The organism is Dysosmobacter segnis (assembly GCF_014297285.1).
In the GTDB taxonomy this organism is placed as follows: Bacteria; Bacillota; Clostridia; order Oscillospirales; family Oscillospiraceae; genus Oscillibacter; species Oscillibacter segnis.
Map to the genome: position 1 here is coordinate 315,439 of NZ_JACOQI010000001.1, position 23,281 is coordinate 338,719.

Annotated in this window: 17 protein-coding genes; 12 read left to right on the plus strand and 5 right to left on the minus strand. The window is 58.1% G+C overall.

Translation table 11 applies throughout. The annotated features are described in order from the left end of the window. Position 1 precedes the first annotated feature (1 nt). The 10 genes from H8Z83_RS01600 (at position 2) to H8Z83_RS01645 (ending at position 14,442) form a co-directional block, all read left to right on the plus strand. The gene (locus H8Z83_RS01600; protein WP_187013434.1) at positions 2 to 631 is read left to right on the plus strand and encodes a trimeric intracellular cation channel family protein; all 630 of its coding nucleotides are present in this window, start codon (positions 2 to 4) and stop codon (positions 629 to 631) included. A gap of 524 nt (positions 632 to 1,155) precedes the next feature. Continuing rightward, complete coding sequence (gene thrS / locus H8Z83_RS01605) at positions 1,156 to 2,916, plus strand: threonine--tRNA ligase (protein ID WP_187013435.1); 1,761 nt, start codon at positions 1,156 to 1,158, stop codon at positions 2,914 to 2,916. Between the two features lie 284 nt (positions 2,917 to 3,200). Then, positions 3,201 to 4,217 carry a TAXI family TRAP transporter solute-binding subunit gene (locus tag H8Z83_RS01610; RefSeq protein ID WP_187013436.1) on the plus strand — a complete coding sequence of 339 codons (1,017 nt, stop codon included), beginning with the start codon at positions 3,201 to 3,203 and terminating at the stop codon, positions 4,215 to 4,217. 398 nt (positions 4,218 to 4,615) lie between these two features. Then, positions 4,616 to 6,607 carry a TRAP transporter permease gene (locus H8Z83_RS01615; RefSeq protein WP_337416109.1) on the plus strand — a complete coding sequence of 664 codons (1,992 nt, stop codon included), beginning with the start codon at positions 4,616 to 4,618 and terminating at the stop codon, positions 6,605 to 6,607. 296 nt (positions 6,608 to 6,903) lie between these two features. Continuing rightward, entirely contained in the window at positions 6,904 to 8,577 is a 1,674-nt protein-coding gene (locus H8Z83_RS01620) for an HlyD family efflux transporter periplasmic adaptor subunit (RefSeq protein WP_187013437.1), read from the plus strand. Positions 8,578 to 8,580: 3 nt separating this feature from the next. Then, on the plus strand, positions 8,581 to 9,282 hold the full coding sequence (locus H8Z83_RS01625) for an ABC transporter ATP-binding protein (protein ID WP_275955721.1): 702 nt from the start codon (positions 8,581 to 8,583) through the stop codon (positions 9,280 to 9,282). Then, the gene (locus H8Z83_RS01630; RefSeq protein ID WP_243184674.1) at positions 9,273 to 10,532 is read left to right on the plus strand and encodes an ABC transporter permease; all 1,260 of its coding nucleotides are present in this window, start codon (positions 9,273 to 9,275) and stop codon (positions 10,530 to 10,532) included. Before H8Z83_RS01625 ends, H8Z83_RS01630 begins: the two co-directional genes overlap by 10 nt. A 13-nt stretch (positions 10,533 to 10,545) precedes the next feature. Beyond that, entirely contained in the window at positions 10,546 to 12,513 is a 1,968-nt protein-coding gene (locus H8Z83_RS01635) for an S-layer homology domain-containing protein (RefSeq protein ID WP_187013438.1), read from the plus strand. A gap of 84 nt (positions 12,514 to 12,597) precedes the next feature. Then, on the plus strand, positions 12,598 to 13,035 hold the full coding sequence (locus H8Z83_RS01640) for a lipoprotein (protein ID WP_187013439.1): 438 nt from the start codon (positions 12,598 to 12,600) through the stop codon (positions 13,033 to 13,035). A gap of 186 nt (positions 13,036 to 13,221) precedes the next feature. Beyond that, positions 13,222 to 14,442, plus strand: coding sequence for an IS256 family transposase (locus H8Z83_RS01645; protein ID WP_187013440.1), 1,221 nt, complete (start codon positions 13,222 to 13,224; stop codon positions 14,440 to 14,442). Positions 14,443 to 14,682: 240 nt separating this feature from the next. Here the strand turns inward: H8Z83_RS01645 and H8Z83_RS01650 are convergent, their stop codons facing one another. From H8Z83_RS01650 to H8Z83_RS01660, 3 genes are all read right to left on the minus strand, one after another. Next, positions 14,683 to 15,573, minus strand: a complete 891-nt coding sequence (locus H8Z83_RS01650) for an IS3 family transposase (protein WP_187013441.1) — start codon at positions 15,571 to 15,573, stop codon at positions 14,683 to 14,685. Then, a complete protein-coding gene (locus tag H8Z83_RS01655; protein ID WP_187013442.1) occupies positions 15,570 to 16,268 on the minus strand; it encodes a helix-turn-helix domain-containing protein in 699 nt (232 codons plus the stop codon). The genes H8Z83_RS01650 and H8Z83_RS01655 overlap by 4 nt, the downstream gene beginning before the upstream one ends. A gap of 152 nt (positions 16,269 to 16,420) precedes the next feature. Beyond that, positions 16,421 to 17,650 carry a class I SAM-dependent rRNA methyltransferase gene (locus H8Z83_RS01660; protein WP_187013443.1) on the minus strand — a complete coding sequence of 410 codons (1,230 nt, stop codon included), beginning with the start codon at positions 17,648 to 17,650 and terminating at the stop codon, positions 16,421 to 16,423. 137 nt (positions 17,651 to 17,787) lie between these two features. Here H8Z83_RS01660 and H8Z83_RS01665 point away from each other — a divergent pair, with 137 nt between their 5' ends. Together H8Z83_RS01665 and rny are read left to right on the plus strand one after the other, a co-directional pair. Further along, positions 17,788 to 18,531 carry an N-acetylmuramoyl-L-alanine amidase gene (locus H8Z83_RS01665; protein ID WP_187013444.1) on the plus strand — a complete coding sequence of 248 codons (744 nt, stop codon included), beginning with the start codon at positions 17,788 to 17,790 and terminating at the stop codon, positions 18,529 to 18,531. A 226-nt stretch (positions 18,532 to 18,757) separates the two neighbouring features. Then, complete coding sequence (gene rny / locus H8Z83_RS01670; RefSeq protein WP_187013445.1) at positions 18,758 to 20,290, plus strand: ribonuclease Y; 1,533 nt, start codon at positions 18,758 to 18,760, stop codon at positions 20,288 to 20,290. A 79-nt stretch (positions 20,291 to 20,369) separates the two neighbouring features. Here the strand turns inward: rny and H8Z83_RS01675 are convergent, their stop codons facing one another. Together H8Z83_RS01675 and H8Z83_RS01680 are read right to left on the minus strand one after the other, a co-directional pair. Beyond that, entirely contained in the window at positions 20,370 to 21,551 is a 1,182-nt protein-coding gene (locus H8Z83_RS01675) for an iron-containing alcohol dehydrogenase (protein ID WP_187013446.1), read from the minus strand. Between the two features lie 34 nt (positions 21,552 to 21,585). Continuing rightward, on the minus strand, positions 21,586 to 23,172 hold the full coding sequence (locus H8Z83_RS01680; protein WP_187013447.1) for an NAD(P)/FAD-dependent oxidoreductase: 1,587 nt from the start codon (positions 23,170 to 23,172) through the stop codon (positions 21,586 to 21,588). Positions 23,173 to 23,281: the final 109 nt, after the last annotated feature.

Here is a 23,281-nt window from a genome sequence, read left to right on the forward strand (position 1 = left end):
CATGGAGACCTTTCTCTTTCTGTTTGAAATGCTGGGCACCATCGCCTTCGCCGCCTCCGGCGCGGTGCTGGGGGTCCGGAAGGGACTGGATGTGTTCGGCGTCTGTTTCCTTGGCCTGACCACCGCCTGCGGCGGCGGTATGGTGCGGGATGTGCTGCTGGGCAACACGCCCCCGGCGGCGTTTCAGAATCCGACGGCCTCTGCGGTGGCGGTGGTCACCTCGCTGATCATGTTCCTCTCCGGCGTGCGGCACCTGCTGATGGGCAACCAGCGGCGGTATGATCTATTTATGCTGCTAATGGACAGCGCGGGCCTGGGCATCTTCACGGTCATGGGCGTCCGCGTGGTATGGAACTGCGTGGAAGCGCCGTCCCTGTACCTGCTGGTGTTCGTCGGCGTACTCACCGGCGTGGGCGGCGGGCTGCTGCGGGATGTGATGGCCGGAGATATGCCCTATATTTTTGTGAAGCATATTTACGCCTGCGCCTCTCTCGTCGGCGCGGTGATTTGCGGGGTGCTGCGCCAGCCGGCGGGGGAGATGACGGCCATGCTGGCCGGCGCGGCGGCGGTGTTTGCCATCCGGTGTCTGTCGGCCCACTACCGGTGGAATCTGCCCCATCCCAACGCCTGAAAAAACGGCGGAACTTTCCGGATATGGCGCGAATTTCCTGTGAAAATCGACAGGATGCGCCCCTTGACAATCCAAAAGAGCCGTGCTATCATAATTCCATTCTGAAAAAAGGCTTGGAAAAGGACGCTGTCCGGGAAGAACTTCAGAGAGACGCTGTCATGGGCTGAAAGCAGCGTCAGTCAGAACCGGAACAGTCACCGCCTTGGAGCTGCCCGCCGATATGTAGGCCGGGACGGGACCTCCCGTTACAGAGGACACGAGCGGCACAATGCGCAAAAGGACTTTCGCTGGCGGGAAGGAAGAATGTGTGCAAGAAACCCAGGAAGGGTGTCTTGCATGATTTCAATTAGAAGACTCCGAAGGAGTTTTTTACCCTGCTTGCACAGCGAAACAAATTTTGTTTTACTGTGCAAGCAGGGTGGAACCGTGGAGCTTTACGCCTCACCCCTGACCAAAACAGGGGTGAGGCGTTTTTTGTTTTGCCCCAAGGGCGGAAAGACCGCCGCAGGAAAGGAGACATTACTATGTCTGAGGAAATCAAGGAATTCAGCTTTGAAAATGAGGAATACCGCCAGACCTACTGGCACACCTGCTCTCACATCATGGCGCAGGCCGTCAAGCGCCTGTGGCCCGAGGTGAAGCTGGCCATCGGCCCCTCTATCAAGGAGGGCTGGTATTACGATATGGATGCACCCTTTGCCTTTACCCCGGAGCACATGACCGAGATCGAGGCCGAGATGCGGAAGATCTGCAAGGAGAAGCTGAAGCTGGAGCGCTTCGAGCTGCCCCGCGAGGAAGCCATTAAGTTCATGGAGGAGAAGGGCGAGCCTTATAAGGTGGAACTGATCCAGGATCTGCCGGAGGATGCTCCCATCTCCTTCTACAAGCAGGGCGAGTTCACCGACCTGTGCGCCGGTCCCCATCTGGACTCCACCGGCCGGGTAAAGGGCAACGCCATCAAGCTGCTGGCCTGCAACGCCGCCTACTGGCGGGGCGACTCCAACCGGGAGACCCTCCAGCGGATCTACGGCATCGCCTTCCCCAAGAAGGAGGAACTGGACGCCTATCTGGAGCGCATCGAGGAGGCCAAGCGCCGGGATCACCGGAAGCTGGGCAAGGAACTGGGCCTGTTTGCTTTCCGGGATGAGGCCCCCGGCTTCCCCTTCTACCTGCCTAAGGGCATGGTGCTGAAGAACACCCTGATCGACTACTGGCGTCAGGTCCACAAGAAGTGGAACTATGTGGAGATCTCCACTCCTCAGATCATGAAGCGGACTCTGTGGGAGACCTCCGGCCACTGGGATCACTACAAGGATAATATGTATACCACCGTCATTGACGGCGAGGACTTTGCCATCAAGCCCATGAACTGCCCCGGCAGTATTCTGGTCTATGAGCTGGAACCCCATTCCTACCGAGACCTGCCCCTGCGGTACGGTGAGCTGGGCCTGGTCCACCGTCATGAGCTCTCCGGCGCGCTCCACGGCATGTTCCGTGTCCGCTGCTTCACTCAGGACGACGCCCACATCCTGCTGGCCAAGGACCAGATCAAGGATGAGGTCATCCGCATCGCCCGCCTGTTCGACGAGGTCTACTCTCTGTTCGGCCTGCCCTACAAGATCGAGCTGTCCACCATGCCCGAGGACCACATCGGCACCCGGGAGGACTGGGAGAAGGCAGAGAACGCTCTGGCCGACGCCATTACCTCCATCGGCAAGGAGTATGTGGTGAACCCCGGCGACGGCGCGTTCTACGGTCCCAAGCTGGACTTCCACATTCAGGACTCTCTGGGCCGTACCTGGCAGTGCGGCACCATTCAGCTGGACTATCAGCTGCCCGGCCGCTTTGATCTGGAGTATACCACCAGCGACGGCGGCAAGGACGTGCCCGTGATGATCCACCGTGTTGTGTTCGGCTCCATCGAGCGGTTCATCGGCATCATCACCGAGCACTTTGCCGGCGCCTTCCCCGCATGGCTGGCTCCTGTTCAGGTGAAGATCCTGCCTGTCACCGACCGTGCGCTGGATTATGCCAAGGATCTGTCTGACGCATTGGACGGTCAGGGCTTCCGCGTGGAGGTGGATGACCGCAACGAGAAGATCGGCAAGAAGATCCGTGAGGCCACTCTGGAGAAGGTGCCCTATATGATCGTTGTGGGTGACCGGGATATGGAAAACAAGACGGTCTCCGTCCGTACCCGCGCCGGCGAGGATCTGGGCGCTATGAGCCTGGAGGACTTCACCGCCAAGCTGAAGGAAGTTGTAGACTCCAAGGTGATTCAGTAAGTTGCTCTTAGTTAAACTGCACAAAACACGCCCCGCTGGTTTTCCTGGCGGGGCGTGTTTTTGCAAGACGGACATTTGTTTTGCAAGACATTTGTGGGAAAACGCAGAGAATAGCGTGAAAATGCAAGATGAATACTTAAACATTGCAAAAAATCACCAAAAAGAGAAAATGACCCTTGCAAAATGAATGATATACATGTATACTATGCACATGCTTACGGAAACACCCTTGAAAAAAGCACCGGGCGTTTCCACCTAATTCAACTGTGAAAGAGGGATTTGGAATGAAAAAAGTGTTTTCTCTGATTCTGGCTTTGGGCCTCATCGCTTCTCTGACTGCCTGCGGCGGCGGTAACGCCTCCGGCAATGAGACTGGCGACAGCGCTCCCGCTGCTTCTACCGCGAAGCTGCGCTTCGTCACCGGCGGCGAGTCCGGCACCTACTATGCCTTCGGCTCCGTTATCGCCCAGCACGCCACCAACAATACCGATGTGTCTGTCACCGGTCTGGTTGGCAACGGCTCTAAGTCCAACGTGGAAGAGCTGGCAGATGGCAACGCGGAGCTGGCCTTCTGCCAGTCCGACGTGATGGCCTATGCCTACAACGGCACCAACCTCTTTGAGAACCCCATCGACTGCTTCTCCACCGTGGCCGCCCTGTACATGGAAGATGTGCAGATCGTCACCACCGATCCCAGCATTAAGACCGTGGCTGACCTGGCCGGTAAGAACGTGTCTGTCGGCGCTGCCGGTTCCGGTGTGTACTTCAACGCTGTGGACATCCTGAGCGCTTATGGTCTGGGCGATCTGGACGCTGACGGCAAGTTCACCAAGATCAACGCCACCTATCAGAGCTTCGGCGACAGCGCTGACTCCCTGAAGGACGGCAAGATCGACGCCGCTTTCATCGTGGCCGGCGCCCCCACCACTGCCATCATGGATCTGTCCACCACCAAGGCTGCTTATCTGGTGTCTCTGGATGACGCCCATATCGACGAGTTGCTGGCCGCCTCTCCTTACTACACCAAGCACGTCATCCCCGCCGGTACCTACAACGGTCAGGACGAGGATGTGACCACCGTGGCTGTGGGCGCTGTGATCCTGGCCCGTGACGATGTATCTGAGGATGCTATCTATGCTCTGACGGCTGACATCTTCGACAACGCCCCCAATCTGACCAGCAGCCACGCCAAGTACGGCGAGCTGTCCACCGAGTTCGGCGCTTCCATCACCTCTGTGCCTTATCATCCCGGCGCTGCCAAGTACTTCGCCGAGAAGGGCTTCGATGTGGCAACCAAGTAAAGATCTGAACGGGATCTTTACAGCATCACCGCCATTTCCTTACCCATAAGTATGTCATTCAGGCTGCGGCGGAGAAATCCGCCGCAGCCGTGAGTGGTTCTAAAGCGAAGCACAGCTCTCCGGAACGGAAAGGAAGGGTGTGTGCGGGAAACCCATCAGGGGATTCCTGCACCATTAAAATCAGCCTTTCCGGCGCGATGCGCCGGAAAGCTGCGGCGGATTTCTCCGCCGCAGCCGTGAGTGGTTCTAAAGAGAAGCACAGCTCTCCGGAACGGAAGAACAGAGCGCTTGCTGCGGACCAATTTACAAGAATTTACCCCGATCCCCGGTTGAGAAGGACAGAGATCCGCTGCCCCTGTCAACTGCGGATGTGAGAAAACGATCAAGGAGGAGACCATATGGGCCTGTTCAAAAAAAAAGACCCCATTGTTGAAGTGGAAAAGGCACTCGACCACGAGGTGCACGAGATGGAGCATGATATTCAGGCGGACGTGGATGCGGTCATGAAAAAGTATGACCGGGAATCCAACACCCGTATCTGGGAGGGGGCTCCGAAAATCGCCTTGCGGGTGCTGATGTCGGCCTTCTCAATCTATTGTATCCTGATGACCCTGTTCAGCAAGGCACTTCCGGAGCGGCGGCTGTCCCTGTTCCTGGGCTTTATCATCATCATCGGCTATCTGGTGTATCCCGCCAGAAAGGGTGCTGCCCGGGTGAACCATGTGCCCTGGTATGACTGGATCCTGATGGTTCTGGGCGCTGGCAGCTTCTTCTATTTTGCCATCAACGCTTTCTCCATCATTCAGTTGGCCACCAAGCTTCAGCCCATCCACATCATCGTCGGTGCCATCGGTATTGTGGTACTGATCGAGCTGTGCCGCCGGTGCGTAGGCCTGCCCATTCTGGTGGTGCTGGGCCTGCTGCTGATCTACACGTTCTATAACCAGCTCAGCTGGGACCCCAGCTTCTACAAGGCGCTGAAGAACATCGTCTATAAGCTGTTCTACACCACCAGCGGCGTCATCGGTACGCCGGTAAGCGTCTGCTACACCTACATTGTGCTGTTCATCATCTTTGGCGCATTTCTGGAGCGCACCGGCATCGCCAACTTCTTCATCAGCTTCGCCAACCGTCTGGCGGGCTGGTCTTCCGGCGGCCCCGCCAAGGTGGCGGTCATTTCCTCCGCCCTGTGCGGCATGGTGTCCGGCTCCTCCGTGGGCAACACCGTGACCACCGGCTCCGTCACCATCCCCATGATGAAGAAAACCGGCTACAAGCCGGAGTTCGCCGGCGCGGTGGAGGCCGCCGCCTCTACCGGCGGTCAGATCATGCCCCCCATCATGGGCGCAGCGGCGTTCCTGATGGCAGAGTACATGAATATCCCCTATGCGAAGGTGGCTGTAAAGGCCATCCTTCCCGCCGTGCTGTACTTCACCGGCATTTTCATCGCCGTCCATCTGGAAGCCAAGAAGCTGGGACTGAAGGGTATGCCCAAGTCCGAGATGGTCTCCTGGGGCGAGCTTGCCAAGCGTGCCTATCTCATCATACCTCTGGCCCTACTGATCTTCCTGGTTTCCTCCGGCAGCCGCACCATGCAGTTCTCCGCGGCGGTGTCCATTCTGGCCGCCATCGTGGTGGGTTTCCTGAACAAGGATGAGCGGCTGACCTTCGGTAAAATCGTGGAGGCACTGGAGGCCGGTGCCAAGGGCGCCATCACCGTGGCTGTGGCCTGCGCCATGGCCGGTATGATCGCCGGCTGCATCACTGTCACCGGTCTTGCTTCCATCCTCATCAACGCCATCGTGCAGATGGCAGGCGACGCTACCATGATCGGCCTGCTGCTGACGATGATCTGCTGCATCATTCTGGGTATGGGCGTTCCTACCACCGCCAACTACTGCATCATGGCTTCCACCTGCGCCCCCATTCTGGTGCAGATGGGCTTCCCTCTGGTGGCGGCTCACTTCTTCGTGTTCTACTTCGGCATCGTGGCGGACATTACGCCTCCGGTGGCTCTGGCTGCCTATGCCGGCGCCGCCATTGCCAAGGCCAACCCTATGAAAACCGGCATCAACGCCACCAAGCTGGCCATCGCAGCCTTTATCGTGCCATACATTTTTGCCTACAGCCCCGCTATGCTGTTTGACAATGTGAGCAGCGCATTTGAAGTAGTGCAGATCGTAGTCAGCGCCCTCATCGGTCTGTTTGGTGTGGCTGCGGCTTTGAACGGCTTCGTCTATAAGAAGATCCCCATGCTGTTCCGTCTGGCGATGGCTGCCGGCGGTCTGTGCATGATGATCCCCGGCACCGCATCGGATGTGGTTGGCCTCGTGATGGTCGGCGGCATCGTGCTGATCCAGCGCATGAGCGCCCGGCGGCTGGCTGCCTGATCTCCTGAAAACAACAAAAGTGACCGCACTGCCCACGATCCCGGGCGGTGCGGTCTGCTGTTATCAAAAAGTTTTTGCAAAAAAGGAAACCTTTTCGCAGTTGAATCCGTCTATTACAAATGAAAGCGGTTTTGATGGAATTTGTTACTGTTTTGTTGTTGATTTACCCTATTGGCTATATTAACATCAGTGAGCGAAGGTGAATATGCCTGTCGGCAGCCCTGTTTGGGCGCTGACAGCACTGGATCGGAAACAAGCGGGCCTCAGCCCGGAGAATCGTAAAAGGAGAATATGTCATGGCAGAGATCATGGAAGAGAAAAAGGAGCTGACCCCGGCGGAGACAGCCGCTCCGGCGTCACCGGAGACCCCGGCGAAAAAGCCGGAAAAAAGCACGGCAGACAAGAAAAAGCGGCGGCGTACGATCCGGCGGATCGTTGCGCTGGTGGTCGTGGCCGCCCTGATCGCAGGCGGCGTGAAATTCTTCAAAAAGAAGGACGGCAGCAGCGAGGTAGGCATGGCGACGGTGTCCTACGGCGCTATCAGCTCCGAGGTGGACGGCAGCGGTCTGGTAAAGGCCAAGAACAGCGAGACTATCAGCCTGACCACTGCGGGCACGGTGATGGATGTATTCGTGGAGGAGGGACAGAAAGTGGAGCAGGGGGACCCCCTGTTTACCATTGATTCCCCCAATGCTGCCACGGAGGTCCAGAAGGCCCGCGATGAGGTTGAGGGCTATCAGAAGCAGATCAATACGCTGCAAAAGGACATTGCGGGGCTGAATCTTTCTCCGTCCTACGCCGGAAAACTGATGGATGTTGTGACACTGAACCCCGGCGACGAGATTAGCAAGGGCACCAAGGTCGCCGTCCTCGCGGACGATACCCGGATGCGGCTGGAGCAGTATTACAGCTACGCCTACGCCGGGGAGCTGAAGGCGGGGCAGAAGGTGCAGGTCTCTATCCCTGCCCTGATGACCACCGTGGAAGGCACGGTGGAGGCTGTTCACATGGTCAGCCGTATTACCCCGGAGGGTTCTAAGCTGTTTTCCGCCGAGATCGTGATCCCCAACGAGGGTGTGCTGGCCAAGGATATGGTGGCTACTGCCACTACGATTGTGAACGGCGATACCGTGTATCCCTACGAAGCCGCTAAACTGCAATATTACCGGGTGGGAGATTTGAACTCCACCGTCAGCGGCACGGTGATCTCCAGTAATCTGGTGGACTATCTCGCCGTAACGCCCGGTCAGGTTCTGGTGCGGATCGACGGCGAGGACAGCGAGACGGAGATCTTCACCGCACAGCAGAATCTGGAAGAGGCCCAGAAGAAGCTGGAGGCCGCCCAGAAGAATCTGGACAACTGCAATGCGGTGGCTCCCATTTCCGGTCAGGTTATCGGTCTGTCCGTGACGCCGGGGCAGGAACTTCAGGCAAACAGTACCCTTGTGACCGTTTCCGACACCTCCACCGTGACCGTCAGCGCCACCGTGGACGAGCGGAACATCAGCTATATCAAGACCGGCATGTCCGTGAACCTGGACCAGTGGGGCACCAGCGCCTTCGGCACGGTGGAGACGGTGAGCCTTTCCAGCACTGTGAATAACGGCGTGGCCTCCTATCCCATCACCATCTCCGCGGACAACACGGACGGCAACCTGCAAGTCAACAGCTATGTGAACTATCAGATCCAGGCCAGCCAGAACGACAACTGCCTGATGGTGCCCATCCAGGCGGTGCGTACCGTGGGGCTGGAGGATGGTTCTTCCGCCACCGTGGTCTATGTGCAGGCAGACAGCCGGCCGGACAACGCGCTGGAGCTGCCCTATCAGGACGAGGAGATCCCCAGCGGCTTCTATCCCGTTCAGGTGGAGATCGGTATTCAGGATACATATAACGTGGAGATCAAGTCCGGCGTAAATGACGGCGACACCGTCTTTACCCAGATGATAACCGATCAGGCGTGGGGTTAAGCCATGGCGAAACTGATCGAACTGCGGGATGTCTATAAGATCTACGGCGAGGGCCTTGAGAGCGAGGTCCGGGCCCTGGACGGCGTTTCGCTGGATATTGAAAAGGGCGAGTTCGTGGCGGTGGTGGGCCAGTCCGGCTCCGGCAAGTCCACCATGATGAACGTGCTGGGCTGTCTGGACATCCCCACCCGGGGCACTTACCGTCTGGACGGCGTGGATGTCCGGGAGCTTTCCGACAAGGAGCTCTCCCGCATCCGCAACAAGCAGATCGGGTTCATTTTCCAGCAGTACAACCTGATCCAGAACCTGACGGTGCTGGAAAACGTGGAGCTGCCGCTGATCTATCAGGGCATCGATCCCATTGACCGGCGGGAGCTGGCGATACAGGCGCTGACCCGCGTGGGTCTCGCCGACCGGGCGCAGCATAAGCCTACCCAGATGTCCGGCGGCCAGCAGCAGCGTGTGGCCATCGCCCGGGCCATTTCCACCCATCCGCCCATCATCATGGCGGATGAGCCTACCGGCGCATTGGATTCCCGGACGGGCCACGAGGTGCTGGGCTTCCTCCAGCAGCTGAACAAGGAGGGCAGCACCGTCATTCTCATCACCCATGACAACGGGATCGCCGCCACGGCCCGGCGCATTGTGCGGATCGCGGACGGCAAGATCATCGAGGATCACCCCCAGGAGGTGAATTGGTATTGAACATCGGGCAGGCATTTAAGATGGCGTGGCGGTCCATCTGTGGCAAAAAGGGCCGCAGCGCCTTGACCATTCTCTCTATTTTCATCGGTATTGCCGCCGTTATGACCATTGTCTCCACCATGGAGGGTATGAAGGCCAAAACCATGGAGCAGTTTGCCGCCATGGGCGCCAACCGCATTGAAGTGAGCGTTTATGCCTATATGTATGATGAGGGCGGCAATCCTATCAGCAAGGACTATTTTGCCGGATTGTACCGCTTTTGCTCCGGACTGAAGGAGTCCATTATTGGCATTACCCCCAAGGGCTCATCCAACGCCACGGTGGTATACGGTACGAAAAACAGCTCCACAATGGAGTGGAAATATGACCAGCAATACAACGTGGTCAGCGGTCCCCCGCAGATCTACTACGGCTCCGACCAGTACAGCGCCTGCAACAATCTGGCAATCGCAAAGGGCAGAGACCTTGCGTGGCTGGATTGCGAGAAATACAATCAGATCTGCGTGCTGGGCGCGCAGGCGGCGCGGGTCTTTTTCGGCAGCGCCAACCCTGTGGGACAGATCATGAAGGTCAACGGCAACAACTTTGAAGTGGTGGGCGTGTATGGCGCCCGCGTGGAGCCAGATACCCCTTCCGCTTACCAGACGGATAACTTTATGATCCTTCCCTACACCGCTACCCGGCTGCTGGGGGATACGGCCCCCACAGAATTTTTGGTAAAGGCCAAGGATGACGCCAGCATGAAAACTGCCATCACCGAGATCGGCGGGTACCTCTCCGGCGTGGTGGATCAGAGCATGGGCGGCTATCAGGTGCAGAAGGAAGGCTACTGGCAGGATTATCAGAACCAGCAGCTGACCATGATCTCTCTGGTGCTGGGCGGCATCGCCGCCATCTCCCTGCTGGTGGGCGGCATCGGTATCATGAACATCATGCTGGTGACGGTGACGGAGCGGACCCGGGAGATCGGTATCCGCCGGAGCCTTGGCGCACAGCGGAGCAGCATCGTGGCCCAGTTCCTCATTGAATCCGGTATGCTCTGCGGCATGGGCGGCATTGTGGGCATTATCTTCGGCACCATCGGCAGTCTGGCTTTGGGCAAGATTTTGTTCCAGATGACCATTTTCCCCGCCACTTGGGTGACGCTGGCGGCCTTTGGCCTGTCGGTAGCTCTGGGCGTGCTGTTTGGCAGCTATCCGGCGGCAAAAGCATCGAAACTCCAGCCTGTGGAAGCCCTGCGGGCGGATTAAAGGAGAGAGACTTATGAAAAAACGAATTTTGACCTGGCTGCTGGCGATCAGCATGCTGGGCTCCCTGCTGACGGTGCCTGCCGGGGCGGCGGCTGTCACCAAGTTTTCCGATGTCAGCGACAGCTACACCGCCACCGCCGTGGAATCTCTGCGGCTCATGGGTGTGCTGGACGGCTACGGCGACGGCACCTTCCGCCCGGACACCATTCTGAACCGGGCGCAGTTCTGCAAGATGGCGGTCTACGCCATGGACGGCAGCGGCGAGTTGGGACGGTATTCCACCGTTACCATCTTCCCGGATGTGAAGCCCTCCCACTGGGCGTCCGCCTACATCAATATGGCGGCGAGGAAGGGGATCATCTCCGGCTTTGCCGACGGTAAGTTCAAGCCCGGCCAGACCGTGACCGCCGGACAGGCGGTGACGATCCTCATGCGGGGTCTGGGCTACAAGGACGAGGACATGGGCGGTGTGTGGCCCCAGAGCTACATGGCGGAGGCCCAGACCAACGGCCTTTTGAAGTCCACCGGTATCACCTCCGCCTACGCGGGCCTGACCCGCGCACAGGCGGCCAAGCTGTTCCTGAACCTCTTTGAGGCCAAGCACGGCAAGGGCGAAACGCTCCTGTTCAACTACAACGTAGGTAAGGATGAGGTCTATCTTACTGCCGTGGACGGCGGTCAGGGCACGATGACTGTCGGCGGTAAGACGTATACCATGGCGCACCCCGTTGCCTCTACCAGCCTCATCGGCTCCAAGGGCAAGGCGGTCCTCAACAGCGCCGGCGAGATCCTGACCTTCCTGCCCATCACCGGCAGCAATGGCGTTTCCAATGCGGCGGTCATCATCGGTGCCAACGGCTCTGTTGCCGGACTGGACTCCATGGCGGGTAACAACAGCTACCAGATTTACAAGAATGGTTCCCCTGCCACGGCAGCAGACCTCAAAAAGTATGACGTGGCGACCTACGCCTCCGCTACCAATTCCATCATTGTCAGCGATACCCGGGTGTCCGTCTACTACGAGGACTGCAAGCCCTCTCCCAGCAGCCCCGCCACCATTACGGTGCTGGGCGGCAAGGAACTGAATGTTCTGCCTACGGCAGTGGATTCCCTGTCCAAGCTGAAGCCTGGCAAGCAGATCGTCCTTCTGCTGACGGCGGACGGTCAGGTGGCCGGTGCCGAGGATGCCAACAACACCGGTGCCCGGGGCAATGCCATGGCGGTGGTGTCCGAAAAGGGTGATGTGCAGTTGGTCTGCGGCGGTGCGCTGCTGAACATCGGCACAGCGAGCGAATACGCCGGTCAGGTAGTGTCGGTGTATGCCGACAAGAGCGGCCTGAAGCTCAACAAGATCTCCGGCGGTGTCGGCGGTGACCTGCTTCCCAAGGAAGGTACGCTGGGCGGCAGAAAGCTGGCGGACAACGTTATGCTCTTTGACGGCGGCAGACAGATCGCCCTCAGCGAGCTGAGCCAGACCGGCGTCAACTCCGGCCGCGTCTCCTATGCCCGGACCAACTGGGCCGGTCAGGTGGACTTGATCGTGCTGAATAACGGCCTTGCAGGCGATATGATTTTTGGCCGTGCGATTGTGGACAGCAAGTATGATCCGACAACCGGCAAGGAGACTGACCGCACGATCACGATCGTTTGCAGTGATACAGAAAAATATACGGTTTATAGCGGTAACAGTGTCAGCACTGGTGCTTTTGTGGCTGCAAGTATCAAAAAGAGCGTGAATGACAGGCTCATGTTCACCAGATTTGACACCATGAGCAAGCTGAGCAACGTCTCTTCCAGTGCCTGGATCGGCAAGACGGCCGTGACCTTCGGCAGCCGGACCTACGAGGTCCCCTCCAATGTCCAGTGCTACAACGATGACACCGGCAAGTGGATGACGCTGGATGATGCCAAAGCCTACGGCGACACCATGAACCTCTATGTTTATGACGGCGTGGTCCGCATCGTAGAGATCAAGGCGTAAAAAAACCTGTGGCCTGACGGCTCAGCCGTCAGGCCACAGAATCACCTGAAAAGTAAATGATTGAGGAATGCAGGAGGAATGGATATGAAAAAACTTTTGGCTGTTTCCCTGACGATCATGATTTTAGGCACTCTGGGCGGATGCGGCAAGCAGGACACCCAGGAGCCGCCCAAGGTGAAAATTGACTACGGCAATTCCGAACTCTACACCCAGGAGGACATGGACGCTGCCATCCAGGTAATTGAAGCGGAGTTTGCCACCTGGGAAGGCTGTGAACTTCACAGCCTGGCCTACGGCGGCGACGCGGCCTGCAGCGACGAAAACATTGAGTGGCTCAACGGGCTGGAAATGAAAGAGCAGACTGAGCCTTTTACTCAGTGCATCCTGTTTTCCAGCAGCTTTCACTCCCCCGTGGAGCAGCGGGACGCCTGGGATGCCGATACGGAGTATGAGGGCTGGCAGTGGTGGCTGGGCCGCAGCGACGGCGGCGCCTGGGAACTGGTGACCTGCGGATACGGCTGATCTCCGTTTGTGCGCCCAATAAAAACCAATTGAAAAAGCAGCGCCCCGGTGCCCTTTGAACCGCACCCCGTCAAGAGGACAGGAGACCGCAGAAAATTCTGTGTAATCGGCGATCCTCGACAGTATGAAAATCTTCGATTAAGTCAAGAATGAGAACAAACATTCAAGACGAAGGAGACGAAGATTATGCAGCCAGTACCACAGGATTTGTTGAAGGGATATGTTCAGAGCCAGCACTTCACCAGCACGACGGAAATCATGGAGGCCATGAAGGAAATGTTCCGGGACGTCATCCAGACCGTCATGGAAGTAGAGATGGACGAGGAGCTTGGTCGAGAGCGCTGTGAGCGCTCAGACGAGCCGGAGGGAGCCCCCAGAAACTACCGCAACGGCTACACGAAGAAGACCGTCAAGACCCAGCTGGGTGAGGTGGACATCAAGGTGCCCCGGGACCGGAACGGCTCCTTCGAGCCTAAGATCATCGGCAAGTATGACCGGAATGCAGACGGGATGGAGGATAAGATCCTGGCGCTGTACGCCTGCGGTATGAGCCAGCGGGATATCGCTGAGCAGGTCAAGGAACTGTACGGCGTGGAGATCTCTCCGGAGCTGGTAACGAAGATCAGCGAAAAGATCATGCCGGAGGTCACAGCCTGGCAGAACCGTCCGCTGGAGCCGGTGTATCCGTTCGTGTTCATGGACGCCATTCACTATAAGGTTCGGGAAGACCGGCGGTACGTGACCAAAGCAGCCTATGTGGTGCTGGGTGTCACCATGGATGGCAGAAAGGACATCCTGGGAGTCTGGATCGGAGAGCATGAAAACAGCAAATTCTGGTTGAATGTGCTGAATGATCTCAAAAGCAGGGGCGTTTTGGATGTATATCTGTTCTGCACGGACGGCCTGTGTGGGATGATGCAGGCTATTGAGGCCGTCTTCCCAAAAAGTCGGCTGCAGCGCTGCATCGTCCACCAGGTGCGCAGTTCCACCAGATATGTCAGCTACAAAGACATCAAGAAAGTCGTTGCGGATCTGAAAAAGATCTACAGTGCCGTTACGCTGGAAGAAGCCGAGAAAAACCTGCAGGCCTTTGCGGAGGCCTGGCGTAAGCAGTACCCCTCCTGCGTGAAAAGCTGGGAGGAAAACTGGCCAGTTTTAAGCACATTCTTCGAATACCCCGTTGAGATTCGGAAAATCATATACACGACGAACATCATCGAGGGCCTGAATCGCCAGTTCCGGCAGATCACGAAGAACAAGCCCTCCTTCACGAACGACGACTCCCTGCGCCGGATGCTGTATCTGGCCTCACAGCGCATCGTGAAGCACTGGCACGCCAGATACCAGAACTGGGATCTGGTGCTCAGCCAGCTGGAGATCATGTTCGCAGACCGAGCCGTTGGCTGACTCCCTTGTCCTAGTATGCCACAGCGGCCAGGCTGGCATTCACGCCGTGCCCGCGCGCATACCGCTCTGACCGCCATGGCTTTCGGTAATCAAGGGATTCAGGCCAGAATCCGCCCTGCTTTCCAGCGCCATTCTTGACTTTGTCGAAAATCGCTTACACAAAATTTTACACCGGGCCGAGGACCCAGTGAAAAAATATAAAGTTTTTCCGGCCGACAGCCATGTGCTGCTGGCCGCTTTTTATGCGGCGAGGGCGAGCTCGTGCTTTTCCATCGGGGTCAACACGCCCAGATTACGCTGCACCCGTCTGGTGTTGTAATAATGGATATAGGTCTCAATCATCTGCACAAGCTCCCGCTTGCAGGTAAACCGTCTGCCGTAATAGCGTTCCCGCTTCAGGATGCCCCAGAAGCCCTCCATCGGGCCGTTATCGATGCAATGCGCCACGCGGGACATGCTCTGCGTCATGCCTGCCTGCACGAGCTTGTTGTGGAAAGCGCGGTTGGTGTATTGGAATCCTCTGTCACTATGGAACAGGGGATGCGCGTCCGGATTGGCTTTCACAGCCTTATCAAAGGTCTTGAAAACCAACGGATTGTCATTGCGTTCGCTGAGCACATAGGACACGATGCGCCGGTCGCAAAGGTCGAGAATGGCGCTCAGATAGAGTTTTTGTACCTTCATACCCTCAAACCACTTGAATTCGGTCACATCGGTGAGCCACTTCTCATTGGGCTTTGCGGCATAAAACTGCCTGTCCAAAAGGTTTTCGGCAAGATACTGCGGGTTCTTCGCCCGCCGCATGCAGCCATGGTTGTTGCACTTGATCGTGGAACGGATATCTCTGGCCCGGCAGATGCGGAGCACCCGCTTGTCATTGACGTGGATACCGTGGTCATGACGCAGGTCGTCATTGAGTCTCCGGTAACCCTTATCCGGACTTTCCTCATGGATCTTCTCGATCGTATCCGCGAGATGTTCGTTCTCCGCGGCCCGCCGGCTCAGCTTGCCGGAAGCCCATCTGTGGTAGGCCGAGCGTGCCACATGGAGCAGTTCACAGGCCAGTTCAATGGAATATCCCTTTTCAGTGTGCGCTTCCCGGATCGCGGCATAGATATGGCGCTGTCTCACTTCCGAAAGGCATCTCTCCTCTCAATCTCGTCCAATTTTTTTAGCAGGTCACGCTCCATTTCCGCCAAATACAGCTTGTGCTTGAGCTGTTCAATTTCGATTTGCGCTTTCTCCAGCTCGGTTCTGGGCTTCTGGTCTTTCTTTCGCTTTCCGCGCCGGTCCTCCAGACCGGCCTCTCCCATCTCCTCAAACCGCAGCGTCCAAGTGCGTACCTGTTGGTAGCTTACTTTGTATTTTAGAGCCATCTCGCCGTAGTTTTTTCCACTGGCCAGACAGTCCTTGACGATCTGAATGCGCTCTTCCTGCGTGGTGTCCCGTCCCTGCTTCATGTAGCTTCCTCCTCCGGAATTCTTTCTGGAGTTGAAATCTCCATGAGCATTATACACCTTCAGCCAGTTTTGGAGCTGCCTTCTGTCCCGTAATCCATATTTTTTGCTGAGCTCTGCCTGACTTCCTTTTCCGGACAAATACTCCTGTACCGCCTGCAACTTTAATTCCGGACTGTATATGTGCTCCCGCCTGCCCGGCAGGAAGGCCGCCGCGCCCTCTGCCTCGTACTGCATGACCCACTTTTGAAGTGTTTTCCAATTCACGCCGGCCTCTGTGACCGCTTCGCTCATGCTTACCTCTCCGGCCAGATATCTCTTGACGATTTTTACTTTCTCTTCTGGTTTCTGTTTTTTTCTTTCCGACATAACAATGCTCCCTCCATGTTTGACAGTTTGTTTTTTCACTGTCTCTCATAGAGGGAGCATATCACTTTGGCACCGGGGCGCTATTTTAGGGGCAGAGAAAAAGGACTCGGATGCATCAGTATCCGAGTCCTTTTCGCAATATTCGACAGAATTTATACAACTTGGAATAGATAAAACTTCAGATAATCCGTTTCGTCCACGCCCCAGAGGATGGGATGGTCGCAGCTCTGCTGCCGGGATTCGATCTGCCGCAGCTGTACCCCGGCATCGTGAGCGGCGGAGCGGAGCATGGCCTCAAATTTCTCCGCTGTGGCGAAGTGGGAGCAGGAGCAGGTGGCCAAGTACCCGCCCCGGGGCAGCAGCTTCATGGCCCGGTAGTTGATCTCCTTGTAGCCGGTGATGGCATTGGCCACGGTTTTCCGGCTTTTCGTGAAGGCCGGGGGGTCCAGAATGATGAAGTCATACTTCATCGGTTCCTTTTCCAGCTGGGGCAGCAGGTCAAAGACATTGGCCGCCACGCAGTCCATAACGTCGGATACGCAGTTGCGCTCTGCATTGGCCCGGGCCATCTCCACGGCGGATTCCGACACATCCACTGCCGTCACATGGGCCGCGCCGCCCAGCGCGGCATTCAGGGCGAAGGAGCCGGTGTGAGTGAAGCAGTCCAGAACGGTTTTTCCCGCCGCCAGACGGCCCACCGCCCGCCGGTTGTACTTTTGATCCAAGAAAAAGCCGGTTTTCTGGCCGTTTTCTACGTCTACCAGATATTTGACCCCGTTTTCCACGATCTCCACCACCGGACTGTCCGGGGGTGTTTCGCCGGGGAGGGGATACCAGCCCTTGCCCTGCGGAAGACCTTCCTTTGCCCGGAGAGCCACGTCGTTCCGCAGGAATACGCCCCGGATGGGCTGGCCGTCCTGCCGGAGAATGTCCACCAGAGCGGGGAGCAGAAGGTCCTGTAAATTCTCCATGCCAACGGACAGCACCTGCACACTGAGCAGATCATGGAACTTATCCACCGTCAGGCCGGGGAAGGCGTCCGCCTCGCCAAAGATCACCCGGCAGGCGTCCAGATCCGCCGGGTCCATGACGGACTTCCGGTAGTCCCACGCCCATTGCAGTTTCCGCCGCCAGAAGGCTTCGTCAAAGCGGTCGTTGGCGTTCCGGGAGATGAGCCGCACACGGATCTTGGACTGCTGGGACAAAAAACCGGTGCCCAGATAGCGGCCCTTCTTGCTGATGACATCCACCAGTCCGCCGTTGGCCGTTTCACCTTCTATGTTCAGGATCTCTGCATCATACACCCAGGGATGCCCCTTGACGATGGCGTTTTCCGCCTTGGGGGTGACGGTATAAGTGGGATAGCCACGCTCTATTTTCATAAGCTGTGCTCCTTTTAGGCTTGATTTCCGGGCCAGTATAGCACAATTCCGGGGAAAACGCCATACCATGAAACAGACAGAATTTCACCATAACAAAAATCTCTGCACATTCATCATCTGTATGGGAGGGAACTCTGATGCCCATTGTGTTTTTAAGTCCGTCCACTCAGGACTGGAACCCTTATGTCACCGGCAGCGGCAGCGAGGAATACTGGATGAACCGGATCGTGGACGCCATGGAGCCGTATCTGCGGTCCAACGGCATCCGCTATCGCCGCAACGATCCGGACACCTCGGCGGGGGCCGCCATCCGGGAGGCCAACAGCGGCTATTATGACTTCTATCTGGCACTGCACTCCAACGCCATCGGAAACGGCTCCGCCCAGACCTCCGCCCGGGGCATTATCGCCTTTTACTATCCCGGCAGCGCTGGCGGGCAGCGGGGAGCGGAGCTGATCGCCAAAAATCTGCGGGAGATCTACCCGCTGCCCGACAAGGTCACCACCCGCCCTACCACCGCACTGGGAGAGGTGTCCCGGTCCCGGTTCCCGGCGGTGCTGGTAGAGATCGGCTACCATGACAACTATTCCGACGCCCTGTGGATCGAGGGCCATGTGGAGGCCATCGCCCAGCAGCTGGTCCGGGCCCTGACGGAGTACTTCGGCCTGCCCTTCATCCAGCCCATGGACCCGAAACGGGGAACGGTCCGCCTGAGCTACGGCACACTGAATCTCCGCAGCACGCCATCCCCCGCCGGTACGGTGATCGCCAACCTGCCAAACGGCGCGGAGGTGACGGTTTACGGCGAGTGGAATGGATGGTATGTGGTGCAATACGGAGATCAGGTGGGATACGCCGCAGCAGCCTATATCGACGTATAGGGAGAAAAGCGGACCGGCTGCGGGGGAAAAGCTGATCCGGTCAAAATTTGCAGCAAATGACTTGACATAACTACGCCTTCTGATTAAACTATATAGGGATCATTATAGGCGGCAAAAGGGGTGTCCGCCTGTTTGTGTTCTGAACCGTACCGGCCCGCTGACTGGTGGGACGGACGGTGAATTTTATGGCATTTTTCGCCAAAGTCAAAGGAAGGAGTCACAGTTTATGCTGACCGCGATTATAGTCATTGTTGCCTTAGCCGGCGGCTTTGCAGGTGGCTTCCTTTATCGCAAAAAAGTATCTGAAAAAGAGATCTCCAGCGCCGAAGAAGAAGGTCGGCGCATCGTCAACGAAGCAATCCGCAACGCCGAGAGCAAAAAGAAGGAAGCGCTGCTGGAAGCCAAGGAGGAGATCCTGAAAAGCCGTACTGATTACGAGAAGGAAGAAAAGTCCCGCAGAGCCGATCTGCAGCGGCAGGAAAACCGTTTGCAGCAGAAGGAAGAAAATCTGGACCGCAAGCTGGAGACCATTGAGAAGAAGGAAGAATCTCTGGCCCAGAAGCACGCGGCCATGGAGAAGGAACAGGAGGAGATCCGCACCATCAAGCAGAGCCAGACGGCTATGCTGGAAAAGATCTCCGGCTTCACCGCTGACGAGGCCAAGGAATACCTCATTCAGCAGGTGGAGAGCGAAGTGACCCACGAGACTGCCCTCAAGATCAAAGAGGTGGAGTCCCGGATGAAAGAGGAATGCGAGACCCGCGCCCGCGAAGTGGTGGCTCAGGCCATCCAGCGCTGCGCAGCCGACTCCGTGGCTGAGCTGACCGTCAGTGTGGTTCCCCTGCCCAATGACGAGATGAAAGGCCGCATCATCGGCCGCGAGGGCCGCAACATCCGCACCATCGAGACTCTGACCGGTGTGGATCTCATCATCGACGATACACCGGAGGCCATCACCGTCTCCTGCTTCGAGCCGGTCCGCCGGGAGATCGCCCGGCTGGCACTGGAAAAGCTGATCGCTGACGGCCGTATCCATCCCACCCATATCGAGGAAATGGTGGAGAAGGCCCGCCGTGAGGTGGAGGCCACCATCAAGGCCGAGGGCGAGCGCGCCATGTTCGAGTGCGGCATCCGCAACCTCCACCCCGAGTTGGTGAAGATGTTGGGCCGTCTCCATTACCGCACCAGCTATGGCCAGAACGTTTTGCAGCACTCCATCGAGGTGTCCCACATTGCCGGCATGATGGCCGCCGAGCTGGGCGCCGATGTGCAGACTGCCAAGCGGGCCGGTCTGCTTCACGATCTGGGCAAGTCCATCGATCACGAGATGGAGGGCACCCATGTGCAGCTGGGCGTGGAATTCGCCCGGAAGTACAAGGAGAAGGAAGAGATCATCCACGCCATCGAGGCCCACCACAACGATGTAGAGCCCCGGACCATCGTGGCCTGTCTGGTGCAGGCGGCGGACGCTATTTCTGCGGCCCGCCCCGGCGCCCGGCGCGAGAATCTGGAGAACTACATCAAGCGGCTGGAGCAGCTTGAGAGCATCGCCACCTCCTTCCAGGGTGTTGAGAAGGCATATGCCATTCAGGCCGGCCGCGAGGTCCGTGTCATGGTGAAGCCCGAGCAGGTCAACGAGGATCAGATGGTGATTCTGGCCCGTGACCTGGCCAAGAAGATCGAGGAAGAGATGGAATATCCCGGCCAGATCAAGGTCAATCTCATCCGCGAGACGAAGTGTGTCGAATACGCAAAGTAATAAACCGTCGAAAAACTCCCCCAAGGAATCGTTCCTTGGGGGAGTTTTGCTGTTCCAAGTGAGATTTGCGGCGGCGCGGTCAGTTGGCGCAGCGGCGGAGGATCGCTTCCATATCCACTACCTGAATCTTGACGAAGCCGCCGAAGGGGAAGCCGTTGGGCTTTTCGCACCGATGGGCTACCATGGCAGGAATGTCCTCCGCCCTGCCGCCTACTTCCTCCAGCGTGGCGGGCATACCCAAAGTGCGGAAGAAGTCCCGCAGACGGCGGATGCCAGCTTGCGCCGTGCGCTCCGGATGGGCGAAATCCATTTCACAACCGAATACGTTGACGGCGAACCGGGCAAAACGCATGACATCATGGCCGCAGACGTATTCCATCCAGGCGGGCATCACCACCGCAAGCCCCGCGCCGTGGGCGCAGTCATAGAAGGCGGACAGCTCGTGCTCAATCTGGTGGCTGGCCCAGTCCTGATCCCGGCCGATGCCGCAGGAATTGTTGTGGGCCAGCATTCCCGCCCACATGAGGTCCGCATGGGAGGCGTAGTCACTGTGATCCGCCAGCGCCTTGGGGGCGGCGTCCACAATGGTTTTCATCACGGCCTCGCACAGCCGGTCGGTGAGGGCTACGTCCGGCGTGTTGGTGAAATAGCGCTCGCACAGGTGGGCCAGCATATCCACCGCACCGCAGGCCAGCTGATAATCCGGCAGGGAATAGGTGTAGGTGGGGTCCAACACGGAGAATTTGGGCCGGATGAGGTCTGTTTTGGGGCAGCCCCATTTCAGATTGCCGTCCTCCTGCGTGATGACACAGCTGTCGGAGCCTTCGCTGCCAGCGGCGGAGATGGTCAAAACTGTGCCCACCGGCAAAGTGCGTTCAATTTTGGCCGTGCCGGTGAACAGGTCCCAGAAGTCCCCGTCATAGGGGATGCCCATGCCAATGGCCTTGGCGGTGTCGATGACGCTGCCGCCGCCGATGGCCAGCAGGAAGTCCACCCCCTCTGTCCGGGCAAGATCAATGCCTTCATACACCTTGCCACTGCGGGGATTGGCCTGAACACCCCATAGCTCACACCAGGGAAATCCGGCCTCTTTCAGAGAGGCGGCAACAGCGTCATAGGCTCCATTTTTCTTTACGGAACCACCGCCTGCCACCAGAAGGACCTTGCTGCCGCCGAACTGACGGACCAGCGCACCCACGCGGCTGGCTTCCCCTTGGCCAAAGGCAAACATGGTCGGGGCGTAAAAAGTGAAATTGTTCATGGCTGACCTCCTGATCCTGTTATAGAGTTATACTTTACAGAAGCTTGCAGATCTCTTCTCCACAGCGCATCCCGTCCGCAGCGGCGGAGAGGATGCCCCCGGCCCAGCCGCCGCCCTCGCCGCAGGGGTAAAGCCCCTGAATGGTGGACTGGCGATCGTTATTCCGCAGCAGACGCACCGGGGAAGAACTGCGGCTTTCCACGGCGGTGAGCACCGCGTCACTCTGGTCATAGCCCTTCAACTTCCGGCCCAGGATAGGCAGCGCCTCCGCAATGGATGCCGCCACGAAGTCCGGCAGACAGTCCCAGAGGTTCGTCCATGTAACGCCGGGGCGGTAACTGGGAATGACCCGGCCCGGCCCTGTGGAGGGACGCTTGACAAGGAAGTCCTCCACCCGCTGGGCGGGGGCAAGGTAATTCCCTTGTCCTGCCTGATAAGCGGCGGCTTCCAAATCCCGCTGGAAGGCGATACCCGCCAAGGGGCTGTCCCCACCGAAATCCTCCGGGGTGACGTTCACCAGCAGAGCGCCGTTGATGTTCTCTTTGTCACGGGCAAATTCGCTCATGCCGTTGGTCACCACCCGGTGTTCCTCCGACGCGGCGGCCACCACCTGTCCGCCGGGGCAGACGCAGAAGGAGAACACCCCCCGTCCGTTGGACAGGTGGCAGCTTAATTTATAGGTGGAGGCAGGCAGACCGGGGTGTCCGGCGTACTGCTTGTATTGGGCGGCGTCGCAGTCAGACTGCCGCTGCTCGATGCGGACGCCCACGGCAAAGGGCTTGGCCTCCATGGGGACGCCCCGGCGGTGGAGCATCTCAAAGGTGTCCCGGGCGGAGTGGCCGGGGCAGAGGATCAACTGCCGGCAGGGCAGCGTGTAGGTCCCCTCCGGGCCGGTGACGGTGATACCATGCAAGGCCCCGTCCCGGATGTCTAAATCTGTCAGCTGACTTTCAAACCGGATGTCCGCACCCAAGTCCAGCAGCTCCCGCCGCAGGTTTTTCAGGGCGATGTGGAGATAGTCGGTACCAACATGGGGTTTTGCGTCATAGAGGATCTCCTCCGGCGCACCGCAGCGGACCAGTTCCTCCAGAATAAAGCGGTGCCGGAGGTCCTTAGTGCCGGTGTTCAGCTTGCCGTCGGAAAAGGCCCCGGCGCCGCCCTCTCCGAACTGAACGTTGCTGGTGAGGTCCAGCTCTCCGGTGGACCAGAAGCGCTCCACATCGGCAGTGCGGTCCTCCACGCGGCGGCCCCGCTCCAGCAGAATGGGCCGTGCGCCTGCTCGTGCCAGTACCAGCGCGGCAAACAGGCCCGCAGGTCCCGCACCCACCACCACCGGCGGTACTTCCGGCGGGGTCACAGGCTCCGGGAGCTGATAGACAGGCCGGGGGGCCGCCTTGGAAACGTGCTTGTCCCGGCAGCGGCGGAGCACGGCAGCTTCGTCCGCCGCCTCAACCTCCACGGTGTAGACCATGCGGACGCCCTCACGGGCGTCGATGCTGCGGCGGAGAATGTGCAGCGCCAACAGGTCCTTTTCGGGGATCCGCAAAATGTGAAGAACGGCATTGCGCAGGGCGGAAGGACCGCCGCCGGGGGAAAGTTTCAGATTTTCGATGCGCAGCATGGCGGCACCTCCTGTTTTGATAGCTGTATTGTACCACAGGGACGGAAAAAGAAAAATGTATAAGGTTCACATTTGTTTAAAATTTTTTTCAGACAGTTTTAAGTTTTCG